The following is a 13,581-nucleotide window of genomic DNA, read 5'->3' on the forward strand; positions in this document are numbered from 1 at the left end:
GCTAAATTCTCATTTGAAGTGCAACACCGTTATGCTGCGGAGTTGCAATGGGAAAGAACTATGATCAGCTCGATATTGATGAGCGCTATGAGATTTACCGACTGCATCAGTCCAACATGTCTCTTCGTAAGATCGGTCGCTTGATGGGCCGTGACGCATCCACCATCAGCCGTGAGTTGGAGCGTAACACGCTGCCGTGCGGTGAATACAAACCCGCCTCTGCGGACCGGATCGCCATGTCGCGGCGGTGCAGACTGTCTCGTATTGAGCTCCTGAGTTTTAAGAAGTTCTGTTTTGGATCCGGCGAATGGCTTCCTCAAATGAGATGCCCTCACGTTTGATGACATCTAAGACATCCTGGGCCGTTAAGGTTGTTGATGTACTACGCCAAGCCGCATCAAATTCAGCGAGTGACGGAACGCCGTTGACCCAGGCTTGATCGTCCTCAGTGATGTCCAAAACGGATTTTCCACGTTTTCCATCCCGCCATGTGACGAGGGAGCCAATATTTTCATTTTGGAGCAGAATGCTCCTAGGTAGGCGGATAATGGCCCGGACCGTTCCATCAGTCAGTGCAAAAACATTGTCGTTATATTTTGATGGCAGAAACATCTTTGCCGGATTTTGGAACCCAAACTGTGACCACGGCGCGCCAGCGATTTGTGCGCCATTTGGGAAGTACAGTTTAAGGGCGGGAACGTAATTTTTAAAAGTTACGGTCGTGACCCTCCAAATATGGACATGCGATTCGTCGGGCAATCCGCTGGGGAGGCCAAGAGCCTCTAAAAAAGCATCGACATTTTTCTCAGACAGGGTCGGTTTGCCATTGAGCCACTTGCCGAGGTTTGAGTTATCAATACCCGCTTGATCTGTAACTGACTTTTGCCCGCCAAAAAACTTGCAGGCGACTTTTAACTGCTTGCGAACATCACTACCAAACAAATTACCATTTATCCTTGACAAAATTAATGTAACGGCTTTACCATTTCAGTTACCAAATTTATTCTGCCTTAAAATATGCAGGTTTGTAAATGTCTAAGATTCCAACTCTTTTTACTGAGCACGAGGTCGCAGAGCGATTGCGCCGTTCTATAGATACCATTCGCCGCGAGCGCGACCGTAAGCGTATAGGGTACACGGAGATTGGGAAGCGCATCTTTTATACCGAAGACCAAGTGATTGAATATCTTCATAGCCAAAGGGTTGAGCCATGCCGAGAAAACGCACAGACAGAATCGGGCAAGTCGGGGACTATTGGCTCTCGAAACGTCCAAACAGTCCATACTGGTGCTGCACAAGGTTTAAGTCTCGACAGACAAAGCGCACATCGCTTGGCACAACTGACCTTCGGGAAGCCAAAGACCTGTTGATTAAATGGGTTGCAGAAAACGTTGTGCTTCGGGATGAGCGGCCTGAGGACATGATGCTTGAGACGGCCTTGGTCCGATATTTTGAGAAACAGGCAAAAGGCAGCGCGAGCGAAACGTAGGTCCGTATAGCACTTCGGTATTGGTCTGAGTACTTCGCAGGTGCACTAATTTCCGAACTAAAACCAGACAGAATTGATGATTTAATCAATTGGCTTAAAAACAAGGGTCACTCTAACGACTATATCAATCGTACTTTGGCAGCAGGGCGGGCTGCACTTAACCGTGCCAGAAAGCGCGGAGAAGTGAGAAATGTCCCTTATGTGCGGGAGGTCAAGAAAGGCCCATCGTATGATCGACATTTAACAGTTGATGAAGCAGCTGCTCTTTTCGACGCGTGTGAAAGTCCACATATGTTGATGTTCTTTGTGTTGGCTTTCAACACGGCAGCCCGTCCTGGAGCGATCCTGGAACTTACCACAGAGCAGGTTGATTTGGAGAACAGACTGATCCACCTGAATCCTACCGGGCGCGATCAAACAAAAAAATATAGACCCACTGTTCCGATTTCGGAATTTTTGCTGCCTTGGTTGAAAGAAGCAGACGCTAGGCATTTCGTTAACTATTTCGGTAGGCCTATTTGTAGTAATCGAAAAGGGTTTGAGGCCTTACGAACACGTGCTGGGCTCGGTAAAGACGTTGTACGCAAGATCATACGCCATACTATGGCTGTGGAAATGCGTAGGCGTGGCGTTACGAAATGGGAAGTCGAAGGTTTTCTGGGCCATAGTGGTGAGAAAAGCACCACAGATGTTTACGCCAAATACGCCCCAGATTTTCTCAGTAAATCGGTAGCGGCCATTGACGACTACATGAATGAAATTTCGCAGCGGGTGAAGCGCCCGCTTGTTCCAAACCGCTTGAAAGAATTGCGTGCGAGTGACGGATAAGTGTAATGACCCGGGAAAGACAAAACCCCTTGGTTTCCCAAGGGGTTTTGATGGTGGAGCCGATCAGGATCGAACTGACGACCTCTACAATGCCATTGTAGCGCTCTCCCAACTGAGCTACGGCCCCGGTTTTGACAGAGGCCCCGTTATGGGATGCCTGCGTCGTCAAAAAACGACCGGCTGGGGGCATGTGCGGGCCGGAACTTAAAGGCGCTGGGGCCTCAAAGCAAGAGAAAATGTCATCGTCTCGTAAAAAACTTCCACAGGCCCGCAGACGGGCTTAAAGGCCCGGTTTCGGGGTTGGAAAACCGTCGACTTAGTCTTCTTTGACAGGCTCGACAACACCAGCTATGTCATCGTCGCCGCCCAAGTCGGACGCGTCTTCCATCAAATCGTCGTCATCGTCGTCGCTGTCTAGATCGTCTTCGATGTCCAAGTCGATATCCAGTTCCGCATCCAAAGTGTCTTCGCTCTCGGCGGCGGGGGTTTCGACTTTTTCTTCAACCGGTTCAGGCTTGGCTTTGGCCTTGGTCTTGCCGGTTTCGATCACAGTGCCGCACTTCGGACACGTGGGCGGCTTTTGGCCCATGTCGAAGTAACGGGTTTCACAGTTCGGACAAATGTGCTTATCGCCAAGTTTGGGCTTCGCCACGGGTTTGGTCTCCGCTTTAAAACGTTGTACTCATCAAACAATCTACTTATTCGCAATTGCCACGTTCCGCGGGTTCTGTCAAAAGGAAAAACGTGTTAGAGACCCATCTCTGCCGATTTTTTTTCTCCTCTCGACAAAGGCCAAATTCCGTGACGGCGCTTTCTTCGCTTAAATCCGGGCCTCTCAAGGGTCAAGTCCGCGTTCCGGGCGACAAATCCATTTCTCACCGCGCCTTGATGTTGGGTGCTGTGGCGCTGGGCAAAACCCACATTTCTGGATTGTTGGAAGGCGAAGATGTTTTGTGCACCGCAGACGCCATGCGCGCCATGGGGGCCAAAGTGGAACGTTTTGACAATGGCGACTGGGAAGTCCACGGCATGGGTGTTGGCGGATTGCTGCAGCCCGAGCGCGATTTGGACATGGGCAATTCCGGCACGGCGGCGCGTTTGTTGATGGGCTTGGTCGCCGGACAGAATATATCCACGACCTTTACCGGCGATGCATCGCTGTCTTCGCGTCCGATGAAACGCGTGATCGATCCGCTGGAACAGGTGGGGGCAGTGTTCGACGCGTCTGAGGGCGGGCGCCTGCCGCTCACCATCACCGGTGCCGAAGACCCGCTGCCCATCACCTATACCCTGCCCATGGCGTCGGCCCAGGTGAAGTCCGCCGTCATGCTCGCCGGCTTAAATGCGCCGGGGGAAACGGTGGTGATCGAGCCCAAACCGACCCGCGATCATTCCGAAAAGATGCTCACCCACTTCGGTGCGGATGTGTCGGTGGTGGAACGCGACGACGGTGCGCGCACCATCGTGTTGCAAGGCCAGCCCGCGCTCAAAGGCCGCGACATTGTCGTTCCGGCAGATATTTCGTCCGCTGCGTTCCCGCTGGTGGCGGCAAGCATCGTCGAAGGGTCCGACGTGACGGTCGAAGGCGTGGGCCTCAACCCGCTGCGCGCGGGCGTGATTGAGACGTTGAAGGATATGGGCGCGGACATCGAAATCTTGGACAGCCGCGTCGAAGGCGGCGAAGACGTTGGCGATGTGCGGGTGAAATGCAAAGGCTTAAAGGGCTGCACGGTTCCTCCAAGCCGTGCTCCGGCTCAAATTGATGAATACCCGGTGCTGTTTGTTGCCGCAGCGTTGGCCGAAGGCACCACGCGCTTTGAAGGTTTGGACGAACTGCGCGTCAAAGAAAGCGATCGTTTAGCCGTGATGGCCGAGGGTTTAAAAGCGTGCGGCGTTGATTTGGAAGAGGGCGAAGATTGGTTGGTGGTCCACGGCGTGGGCGGCACGGACAAAACGGTCTTCGGCGGCGCAACCGTGAAAACGCATCTAGACCACCGCATCGCCATGTCGTTTTTGGTCCTGGGCCTGGCCACCGACCAGCCGGTCAGTCTGGACGACGCCAGCCCCATCGAAACCAGCTTCCCGGGCTTTCGCGCCCTGATGGAAAGCTTAGGTGCTCAATTTAAGTAAGGAAACAGCCATGTCTTTCGTCATCGCCATCGACGGTCCCGCAGCAGCCGGCAAAGGCACCTTGGCCCGGCGTTTGGAAGAGCATTTCAAACTGTCTAAGCTCGACACCGGTCTTTTGTACCGCGCTACGGGCTGGAAAGTCTTGCAAGCGGGCGGCGATCCAGAGGACGCCGCAGCCGCCGAAGCCGCCGCCCGGGCGCTGGACCCGGCTGAATTGGCCAATGAAAAGCTGCGCACGGACGAAGCGGCGCAGGCAGCCAGTAAAGTTTCCGCGATCCCCGGCGTGCGCGCCGCACTGTTGGATTTTCAGCGCAATTTTGCCCAAAATCCACCACATCTAGCGGATGGAAACCCCGCCCAGGGCGCTATCTTGGACGGGCGCGACATCGGCACCACGGTGTGTCCCGACGCGCCGGTGAAGCTGTTTATCACCGCAAGCACGGAAATCCGCGCAAAACGGCGGTTTTTAGAGTTGCAGGAGCGTGGCCTAGAGGCTATATATGCGCGCGTTCTGGAAGAGATGATAGAACGGGATGAACGTGACAGTTCGCGTTCGGCCTCGCCGCTGAAAGCCGCCGATGACGCTTTGACATTGGACACCAGCGACCTGGACGCCGATGCAGCCTTTGCAGCGGCGCTCGATTTCATCGCCTCTAAGAACCTCTTCTAAGCGGCACAAGCTGTTTCGGAGCGACTTTGAACCCCGTGTTCCCACAAGAGCAAACCAATGCTCAAGGGGGCATGGATTTTGTGTTTTCTAAAGACCGTCGGAACCAACCGTTCGGCCAGAATAAATTGAAAGTAAGGACAAACGAAAATATGACTATGGAAAATTTTGCTGATCTGCTCGAGGAATCCCTCGGCGCTGATGGATTGCTTGAAGGCAGCGTTGTCACCGGTACTGTACTGCGTGTCGACGGCGATGCCGTGCTGATCGATGTGGGCCTCAAATCTGAAGGCCGCATTCCCATGAAAGAATTCGGTATGGGCGCGGACGCTCCGGCCATTACCGCAGGCGACAACATCGACGTGTTCGTGGAACGCTACGAAGACCGTGATGGCCTGATCAAACTGAGCCGTGAAAAAGCGCGCCGCGAAGAAGCTTGGGTCCAACTCGAGAAACTTCTGGAAAAAGGCGAACGCGTCAACGGCACCATCTTTGGCCGCGTCAAAGGCGGTTTCATTGTGGACCTCAACGGCGCCGTGGCGTTCTTGCCGGGCTCCCAAGTGGACATCCGTCCGGTTCGCGACGTGACCCCGCTGATGAACACCCCGCAGCCGTTCCAAATCTTGAAGATGGATCGCTCGCGCAACAACATCGTGGTGTCTCGCCGCGCTGTGTTGGAAGAAACCCGCGCCGAAGCGCGTTCCGAACTCATCGGCAAATTGGCCGAGGGTGACGTTCTCGAAGGTGTGGTCAAAAATATCACCGACTACGGTGCCTTTGTGGATCTCGGCGGCGTCGACGGCTTGTTGCACGTCACCGACATCGCTTGGAAACGCATCAACCACCCGTCCGAAGCTTTGCAAGTTGGCGAAACCGTCAAGGTTCAAGTCATTCGCTTCAACCCCGAAACCCAGCGCATCAGCTTGGGCATGAAGCAGTTGGAATCTGACCCGTGGGAAGGCGTCGAAGCCAAATTCCCCATCGGTGCGAAGCTCAAAGGCCGCGTCACCAACATCACCGACTACGGCGCATTCGTCGAATTGGAAGCCGGTGTCGAAGGTTTGGTTCACGTGTCCGAAATGTCCTGGACCAAGAAAAACGTCCACCCGGGCAAAATCGTCTCCACCTCCCAAGAAGTCGAAGTCATGGTTTTGGACGTCGACAGCGACAAGCGTCGTATCTCTTTGGGTCTCAAACAGTGTGGCGACAACCCGTGGGATGCATTCTTGTCCACGCACTCTGCCGGCACCGAAGTTGAAGGCGAGATTAAGAACATCACCGAATTCGGTCTGTTCATCGGTCTCACCGAAGAAATCGACGGCATGGTTCACTTGTCCGACCTGTCTTGGGAAAAATCCGGCGAAGACGCCATCCAAGACTTCAAGAAAGGCGACGTGGTTAAAGCCAAAGTGCTGGACGTTGACGTCACCAAAGAACGCATCAGCTTGGGCATCAAACAACTGAGCAAAGATCCGTTCGAAGAAGGCCTGTCCGGTCTGAAACGCGGCGACATCGTCACCTGCACGGTTTCTGCCATCACCGACGGTGGCATCGAAGTCACCGCAGGCGAAGGTGTTCCGGGCTTCATCCGCAAAGCAGAACTCAGCCGCGAGCGTTCCGAACAACGCCCGGATCGTTTTGCCGAAGGCGAAAAGGTCGACGCCAAGATCACTCAGATCGACGCCTCCAGCCGCAAGCTGACCATGTCCATCAAAGCTCTGGAAGTTCAGGAAGAAAAACAAGCGATGCAAGAATTCGGCTCGTCCGATTCCGGCGCCTCCTTGGGCGACATCCTGGGCGCCGCTTTGGAAAAGAAATCTACCGACTAACGGATCTTTTCCAACCCAAACCAAAAACGCCTCCGGCTTTTCAGCCGGGGGCGTTTTTTTATGTGGGGTACAGTCATGAATTGTGTTGATATGTGCCGGGGTTACGAATAGGCGAAAGCGGAGGCGAACATGTTTCAAATGGTCAAGCTCGGGACTGTACTGTGCGTGGCAATTGCAGTGTTGAGTGGCTGTCAGACGACCAAGAGTTTAGCCCCGGGCGTGTATCAGAGTGATACTTTGAGAACGGTCAAAGAAAGAGGCGTTTTAAACTGCGGAATTTCCGAACTCGATGGATTTGCCTACCAAGACCGTTCGGGAACATGGCATGGCCTGGATGTAGACATGTGCAGGGCAATCGCGACGGCCGTCTTAGGTTCGCACAGCAAAGTCTTTTATGTTCCTGTTTCGGCAAAAACCCGGTTTAAGTCGTTACAATCAGGTGTCATTGATGTCTTGGCCCGCTACACCACTTGGACTTTAACGCGAGACGTTGCCCTTGGCCTGGATTTCGTAGGTCCGAATTTTATCGAAGGCATGGCCGTTTTGGTGCGTGAGGACTTGGGTGTCATGGATGTTCGTCAAATGGACGGGGCGACATATTGTCTTTTAAAAACGTCCATGGCTGAGCTGCATCTTGCGACCTACTATCTGTGGAACAAGATGAGATACAACGCCGTCGTCTTTGACACGGTCCATGAAACCATGAAGGGTCTGGACGACGGGAGATGCCACGCCACAATACTCGATTCGACAGGTTTGTCACATCAGCTGAAGTTTATGAAAAATGCCCAGGCGTTTAAAATTTTGCCACAACGCTTGTCATTCGAGCCCTTATCGCTGGGGGTTCGCCAAGATGACCGCAAGTGGCTCAATATCGTTCGGGCAGTGATGAGCGGATTGCTCTTGGCCGAAGAAGCCGGACGTGGACCGGACTATAATCTTTTGCTGGAAGACAGCCGCCGCATGGCTGTGACGCTCGGCATTTATACGAACTGGCTGCAAAGTGTCATTGATCGGGTTGGCGATTATGGCGAAATTTATAATCGAAACTTTGGCTTGGGACAGGCACCTTTTCAGCGTGGTTTGAACAGTCTCGCTTCACACGGTGGGATGATGGTGCCCTTTCGGTTCGGCGACCTCGTGTTTGCGCGCCCCCAAGGTTTGCACAACACAGAAGAGGTCTACAACGCCATGCGCGCGCGCGGCCACGTGCGCTGCGGCGTCGTCAAAGAACCGGGTGAACCTGGTGCGAGTGGATTTCGTTCAAAATCAGCATGGCGAGATTTCAGTATAGAGACCTGCCGTACATTTGCTACGGCGCTCTTTCAAGATCCCGATCAAGTTGAAGTCTTCGATGATTATTTGGACGAACAATTGAAAGCCTTGGCTCATGGCGAAATCGATATGATTGGATCGCCCACGGTGCGTGATTTGAACCTGATCGGCGCCGGGTTTGATCAGCCGGTCACAAGCTTCATCAACCTTCACGACGGCACGGTGGTGGGGATGGGTCCGGTGATTTTGGGGGGCCATTCGATGTATAGCGATTCCGTGCGTTGGGCCATATGGGCGCGCCAGCTCCATGCCCATTCACACAACGCGCCGGGTTGGGCGCAGCTGTTTACGAAAAAGACCCATATTCGTGCGTCGGCGTTGAATTTTAAGACCAACTGCTTCGAAGATATTTTGAACACATTTCCGTCTGTCGAAGAGAGTTTGGGGGAAAAAGCGGCATCGCAGGAGATATACAAACTCAACACCAATTGGAATGTTGGCGGAGTTCAATATTCCGCACCAATCCGCTAGGTCATGACCTTAGGAAAACATGACGGTTGTCAAGCTTATGTCAGACTATAGAATTAACATTATCAAACGGCTCAGGGCTCGCCTTTCGAAACAGAACTAACAATCGAGCTCTCAGGGAACAGTCTGTTTTATGAAGACACGCTCACACGCTTGGACGTCGGCTCACCCGTCGTCATCGACTGAGACGTTAGACGCAGACGTAGCCCGTCTGCCCGGTCCCATGGTGGTTAAAATTATTGGGCTAGCCATTGCCTACGCGATTTTGGGTAATCTCAGTTTGTTGTTGACCATACCGCCCGGATACGCTGCGCCGATTTGGCCGGCTGCGGGTTTGTCGTTGGTGGCGGTGTTGGTGTGTGGCTATCGCATCTGGCCGGGCGTGTTGTTGGGATCGTTTCTGTCCAATGTCTGGTCGGGCTGGGATGGGTTTTCCTTTCAGGCGGTGACAATCCCCTTGATCATTGCCGGTGGTGCAGCCTTGCAAGCGGTGGTGGCGGCGTATTTGGTGCACCGTTTGACGCGATTTCCCAACTTGATGGGGAGCGAGCGCGAAGTATTTGCCTTCTTTTTTGTCGGCGGTGTGCTCAGCTGTGTGATCAGTCCCTTTGTGGGCAACTTGGTGCTGCTTAATTTTTCCATCATCAGCGCCTCTTCGTTTATGGAAAATTTTTGGACGTGGTGGATCGGTGACACCATTGGCGTGTTTGTGTTTTCACCCTTGGCCCTGGTTTGGGTGTTGCGTCCCGTGAACATCTGGCGTCCACGCCGCTTGACCGTGACCGTGCCGATCTTAGTTGCGCTGTTTGTCTCTTTGGCCAGTACCAGCATGGGCATGCATTGGGAGCGCGAGCGTCTGCGCTTGGAATTTGATCAGCGCCTCACCCCTCTGGCCCAGGCGGTGGAACGCAACTTGTCCGAATACATCAATGTGTTGAAGTTTTTGGAAGGCTTTTATGCGGCCTCGACCCATATCGATCGGGGTGAGTTTGATGCGTTCAGCCGCCGGTTTTTGGAAGAGCTTCCGGGGTTGCACGCCTTGTCTTGGAACCCGCTGATCCCGAACGCACAGCGCGACGCCTTTGAAACGGCGACCCGTCAAGACGGGTTCGATGGCTTCACCATTAGGGAACGTTTACCCACGGGCACTTTAATTCCAGCGGGTGAACGCGACGAATATGTGGTCGTCCACTATATCGAGCCATTTGTGCGCAACCGTTCGGCGTTCGGTTTTGATGTCGCGTCCAACCCGGTGCGCAAAGTGGCCCTGGAATTGGCGCGCGACACCGGGCGCCCCATGGCGACCGGGCGCATTACTTTGGTCCAGGATCAACAAGAACAGTTTGGTATCTTGGTGTTCATGCCGGTTTATGAACACGGCAAATCCATTATGAGCGTTCAGGCCCGTCAACGTTATCTCAAGGGCTACATGGTTGCGGGTTTACGCGGCGGGGATATCATCACCGCAGCGTTGAGGGATTTAAAGCACCAGGGCATCGCCTATCGTTTGGTGGATCGCTCCGCTGTCTCGGGTGAGCAGTTCTTGATGGAAAATCAGCCGTTTGAAGATGCGGTTTTCGAACTGTCGGACCGGGGTCTGTTCGGCGGGACCATGCCGTTGGGCAAGCGTTTTGATTTCACCTTCGGCGGGCGTGAATGGAGCTTTGAGGCTGCTCCGATGTCTGCTCATGTGAATACCCAGCGCGGCAGCGGCAGTTGGATGGTTTTGATCGGCGGATTGTTGCTGACCAGCCTGGTCGGCGCGTTTGTCATGGTGATCAGTGGTCGGCGGGTGATGTTGCAGGCCATCGTCAGTCAACAAACGGCCAACTTGCGCTCCAGCGAACACCGCTTGGCCGAAGCGCAGCGCATTGCGCAGTTGGGCAACTGGACTATGGAACTGGACGCCCATTCCATGTGGCTTTCGCAAGAAGCACGCCGCATTTTGGATTCTCACGTGACGGGCGAAGACTGGACACTGGGCGGGTTCGCCGGACACTTCCCCCTGGAACACCGCGACGCTTTGGTCCAAGCGTTGACCGAGGTCGTGAAGACGCATGAAAGCTACAATGCAGATTTGCAGGTGGTGTCCCCGTCCGGTTTGGAAAAGACCGTCAACGTCCACGGTGAGCTGGTGTATGACGAACATAAACGCCCGACCCGTGTTGTGGGGACGATCCAAGATATATCCGCGCGCATCCGTTTGGACCGGATGAAACAAGAATTCGTGTCTACCGTCAGTCACGAACTGCGCACCCCGCTGACATCGGTCAAAGGCTCGCTCGGCATGGTGGCCGCAGGGGCGCTGGGCGACCTTCCGGACAAAGCCATGGAGATGGTGCGCATCGCCCACCGCAACACCGATCAATTGATCCATCTGGTCAACGATATTTTAGATTTGGGCAAGTTCGAATCGGGTGAAATGGTGTTTAAGATGGAACACCTCAATCTGTCGGACCTGATTTTAGAAGCGATTGAGGTGAACCAAAACTACGCGCGCGATTATGGCACGCATTTCATGGTGACGAGCGGGCTGGAAAACGTTTATGTGCTGGGCGATAGCCAACGGATTTTGCAGGTTATGGCGAACCTTTTGTCCAATGCGGCGAAGTTCTCCCCGTCGGGCACCATCGTCGGCATTGCTCTGGAAAAAGACGACGGTTTTGCGCGCATCAAGGTTACCGATAGCGGCCCCGGTATTCCCAAAGAGTTCCGCGGGCGCATTTTCGAAAAATTCGCCCAAGCCGACGGCACGTCGCAGCGTAAAGAAGGCGGTACGGGACTGGGCTTGGCGATCACCAAAATGATTGTCGAGAGGCTCGGCGGAGAAATTGGCTTCCAGTCTGAGGTCGATATCGGCACGACGTTCTATTTCACTTTGCCGTTGGTGGATTGACACATACGTGTGATAGACTTCGCCCTCTTCAAAACTTAAATGAGTACATAGATGTCCCTAGACACCGATAAACTGATGGAACGCCGCCGCCAGCGTCGCTCGTCCCTATTGTGGAAAGTGGTTGCGGCCATAAGTCTCACGGCTTTGGCGGCTGTGTTGGTGATGCGCTCCGTGGATGGCGAGAGCAAACTGGCGTCCAAACTGGGCGGGGATGACCGCATTGCGCGCCTCACGGTCGAAGGTGTGATTTTCGAAGACCGCCATCGTGACGAATTGTTGCAAGAGCTCAAAGACGACGACGGCGTGAAAGCCGTGATCGTGCGCATCAACAGCCCCGGCGGCACGGTGGTGGGCGGCGAGAATCTCTATCTGGGTTTGCGCTCCATATCCGAAGACAAACCCGTCGTCGCGGTGATGGGGTCGACGGCGACCTCGGCGGCGTATATGACGGCCATCGGTACGGACCGAATTTTGGCGCGTAAGGGCTCACTCACGGGGTCCATCGGCGTGATCATGCAGACCGCCAACGTGACCAAGCTGATGGATAAAATCGGTGTGCGTCCGGAAACGTTTAAAAGCGGGGAGCTCAAAGCCCAGCCCAATCCCATGGAGGACATGTCGGACGAAGCGCGCAAACATCTGAACCAAGTGGTTATGGACATGTACGAGCTGTTTGTTTCCATGGTGGCAGAGCGCCGCTCCATGACCACCGAAGCGGTTAAAGAGATCGCCGACGGGCGGGTCTTTGTCGGTGAAAAAGCCCTGGAAGTGGGTTTAATCGACGCCATTGGCGGCGAACAGGAAGCCCTTGATTGGCTGGTGGCGGAAAAGGAAATTGAGGACGATTTGGACGTTGTAGACGAAAAACCCGACTATCCGCGCCCCGATTTCGCCGAACGGGTCTTTGGATCGCTTGGAAAAGCTGTGCTATCAGAACGACTTAAACTTGACGGGCTGCTCTCGGTTTGGCAACCTGATCTCTAGAGTTTTAAGCGCACGCGTGTTGAGCGGGTCAAAACAGCCCAAAACGGTCGAAATTGCGCGTACAGTCTTGAGTTTTTTCTGGGGAAACGCCCCGACATCCGGGCATGTTATCCGGGCTTAGGCCGTGGTCAGTCGGCGACCCGGCAGGGAGGTCAGAATATGACGAAATCTGAATTGATTCAAAAGCTTGCAGAAGCCAACCCACACCTGTATCTGCGGGATGTGGAACGCATCGTCACCACCATTTTCGACGAAATCACCGATGCATTGGCCCAGGGCGACCGGGTTGAGCTGCGCGGCTTTGGTGCTTTTTCGGTGAAAGAACGGGGCTCGCGCACGGGCCGCAACCCGCGCACCGGTGAAGCTGTGGACGTCCCGGCCAAGTACATTCCGTACTTCAAAACCGGCAAACAGCTGCGCGAGAAACTCAACACCGGCTAATTGCCGACTTTAGAGGGGGAGCCCGCCTTGCGTCGTCTCATCACATGGCTGATTATGCTGCCTGCGGCTGTTGCCGTGGTGGTCTTTGCGCTGCACAACAAGACACCCGTGGTGTTGGACTTGTGGCCGTTCGCACTCAGCTTGGAAATTGAGCTCTATTTGCTGCTCACCGCGATTTTGGGTGTGGGTGTGTTGTTGGGCGGTGTTGCGTCTTGGGCGGGGGGTGGCCGTTTGCGGGCCCAACTGCGCAAACGCACCTATGACGGCGAGGTGGCCCGCCGCCAGCTCACCACGGAACAAGCGAAAGTGGCAGAGCTGCAAGTGAAGCTGCGCGCGGCAGAAATGCAAAACCTCAACACCCCGGACACCGGTGGGGTGGGGGATGTCAAAACCATCGACCATGCCCCCGATACAAAAGCAGCTACGACGGCAGACACGACGGCACAACTTTCCGGGCCGAAAACTGCGGCCTAAGCCTCAAGAAACCCTTGGCCCTATTGCCTGTGCGGGTTAA

13 protein-coding genes and 1 tRNA gene are annotated in these 13,581 nt (G+C 54.5%); 11 read left to right on the top strand and 3 right to left on the bottom strand.

What is annotated here, in order from left to right; translation table 11 throughout:
• The first annotated feature begins 47 nt into the window (after positions 1 to 47).
• Entirely contained in the window at positions 48 to 341 is a 294-nt protein-coding gene (locus tag V5T82_RS18305; RefSeq protein WP_442917887.1) for a helix-turn-helix domain-containing protein, read from the top strand.
• Here the strand turns inward: V5T82_RS18305 and V5T82_RS16405 are convergent.
• Positions 280 to 942 carry a hypothetical protein gene (locus V5T82_RS16405; protein ID WP_332896752.1) on the bottom strand — a complete coding sequence of 221 codons (663 nt, stop codon included), beginning with the start codon at positions 940 to 942 and terminating at the stop codon, positions 280 to 282. The two genes, V5T82_RS18305 and V5T82_RS16405, sit on opposite strands and share 62 nt — an antisense overlap.
• 89 nt (positions 943 to 1,031) lie before the next feature.
• Between V5T82_RS16405 and V5T82_RS18310 the strand changes: the two genes are divergently transcribed.
• Together V5T82_RS18310 and V5T82_RS16410 are read left to right on the top strand one after the other, a co-directional pair.
• Positions 1,032 to 1,370 carry a helix-turn-helix domain-containing protein gene (locus V5T82_RS18310; protein ID WP_442917889.1) on the top strand — a complete coding sequence of 113 codons (339 nt, stop codon included), beginning with the start codon at positions 1,032 to 1,034 and terminating at the stop codon, positions 1,368 to 1,370.
• 302 nt (positions 1,371 to 1,672) lie between these two features.
• Complete coding sequence (locus tag V5T82_RS16410; protein WP_332896753.1) at positions 1,673 to 2,317, top strand: site-specific integrase; 645 nt, start codon at positions 1,673 to 1,675, stop codon at positions 2,315 to 2,317.
• Between the two features lie 51 nt (positions 2,318 to 2,368).
• On the opposite strand, the gene V5T82_RS16415 is transcribed toward V5T82_RS16410, so the two are convergent.
• Both V5T82_RS16415 and V5T82_RS16420 read right to left on the bottom strand, forming a co-directional pair.
• Positions 2,369 to 2,444 (bottom strand) — tRNA-Ala (locus tag V5T82_RS16415).
• A 189-nt stretch (positions 2,445 to 2,633) separates the two neighbouring features.
• Entirely contained in the window at positions 2,634 to 2,969 is a 336-nt protein-coding gene (locus V5T82_RS16420) for an FYDLN acid domain-containing protein (RefSeq protein WP_332896754.1), read from the bottom strand.
• A gap of 149 nt (positions 2,970 to 3,118) precedes the next feature.
• On the opposite strand from V5T82_RS16420, the gene aroA reads away from it, so the two are divergent.
• The 8 genes from aroA (at position 3,119) to V5T82_RS16460 (ending at position 13,541) form a co-directional block, all read left to right on the top strand.
• Positions 3,119 to 4,447 (top strand): 3-phosphoshikimate 1-carboxyvinyltransferase, encoded by a 1,329-nt coding sequence (gene aroA / locus V5T82_RS16425; RefSeq protein ID WP_332896755.1) that lies wholly within the window; start codon positions 3,119 to 3,121, stop codon positions 4,445 to 4,447.
• Between the two features lie 10 nt (positions 4,448 to 4,457).
• Entirely contained in the window at positions 4,458 to 5,117 is a 660-nt protein-coding gene (gene cmk, locus V5T82_RS16430; protein WP_332896756.1) for a (d)CMP kinase, read from the top strand.
• 71 nt (positions 5,118 to 5,188) lie between these two features.
• On the top strand, positions 5,189 to 6,943 hold the full coding sequence (gene rpsA, locus V5T82_RS16435) for a 30S ribosomal protein S1 (protein ID WP_332896757.1): 1,755 nt from the start codon (positions 5,189 to 5,191) through the stop codon (positions 6,941 to 6,943).
• 138 nt (positions 6,944 to 7,081) lie between these two features.
• Positions 7,082 to 8,749 carry a transporter substrate-binding domain-containing protein gene (locus V5T82_RS16440; RefSeq protein WP_332896814.1) on the top strand — a complete coding sequence of 556 codons (1,668 nt, stop codon included), beginning with the start codon at positions 7,082 to 7,084 and terminating at the stop codon, positions 8,747 to 8,749.
• Positions 8,750 to 8,879: 130 nt separating this feature from the next.
• The gene (locus V5T82_RS16445) at positions 8,880 to 11,642 is read left to right on the top strand and encodes a CHASE domain-containing protein (protein WP_332896758.1); all 2,763 of its coding nucleotides are present in this window, start codon (positions 8,880 to 8,882) and stop codon (positions 11,640 to 11,642) included.
• A 51-nt stretch (positions 11,643 to 11,693) separates the two neighbouring features.
• Positions 11,694 to 12,626: a signal peptide peptidase SppA gene (gene sppA, locus V5T82_RS16450; RefSeq protein ID WP_332896759.1), complete on the top strand. Its 933-nt coding sequence runs from the start codon at positions 11,694 to 11,696 to the stop codon at positions 12,624 to 12,626.
• 159 nt (positions 12,627 to 12,785) lie between these two features.
• On the top strand, positions 12,786 to 13,067 hold the full coding sequence (locus tag V5T82_RS16455) for an integration host factor subunit beta (protein WP_332896760.1): 282 nt from the start codon (positions 12,786 to 12,788) through the stop codon (positions 13,065 to 13,067).
• A 27-nt stretch (positions 13,068 to 13,094) separates the two neighbouring features.
• Positions 13,095 to 13,541, top strand: coding sequence for a lipopolysaccharide assembly protein LapA domain-containing protein (locus V5T82_RS16460; RefSeq protein WP_332896761.1), 447 nt, complete (start codon positions 13,095 to 13,097; stop codon positions 13,539 to 13,541).
• Positions 13,542 to 13,581: the final 40 nt, after the last annotated feature.

The sequence above is a fragment of the Magnetovibrio sp. PR-2 genome, from assembly GCF_036689815.1.
In the GTDB taxonomy this organism is placed as follows: Bacteria; Pseudomonadota; Alphaproteobacteria; order Rhodospirillales; family Magnetovibrionaceae; genus Magnetovibrio.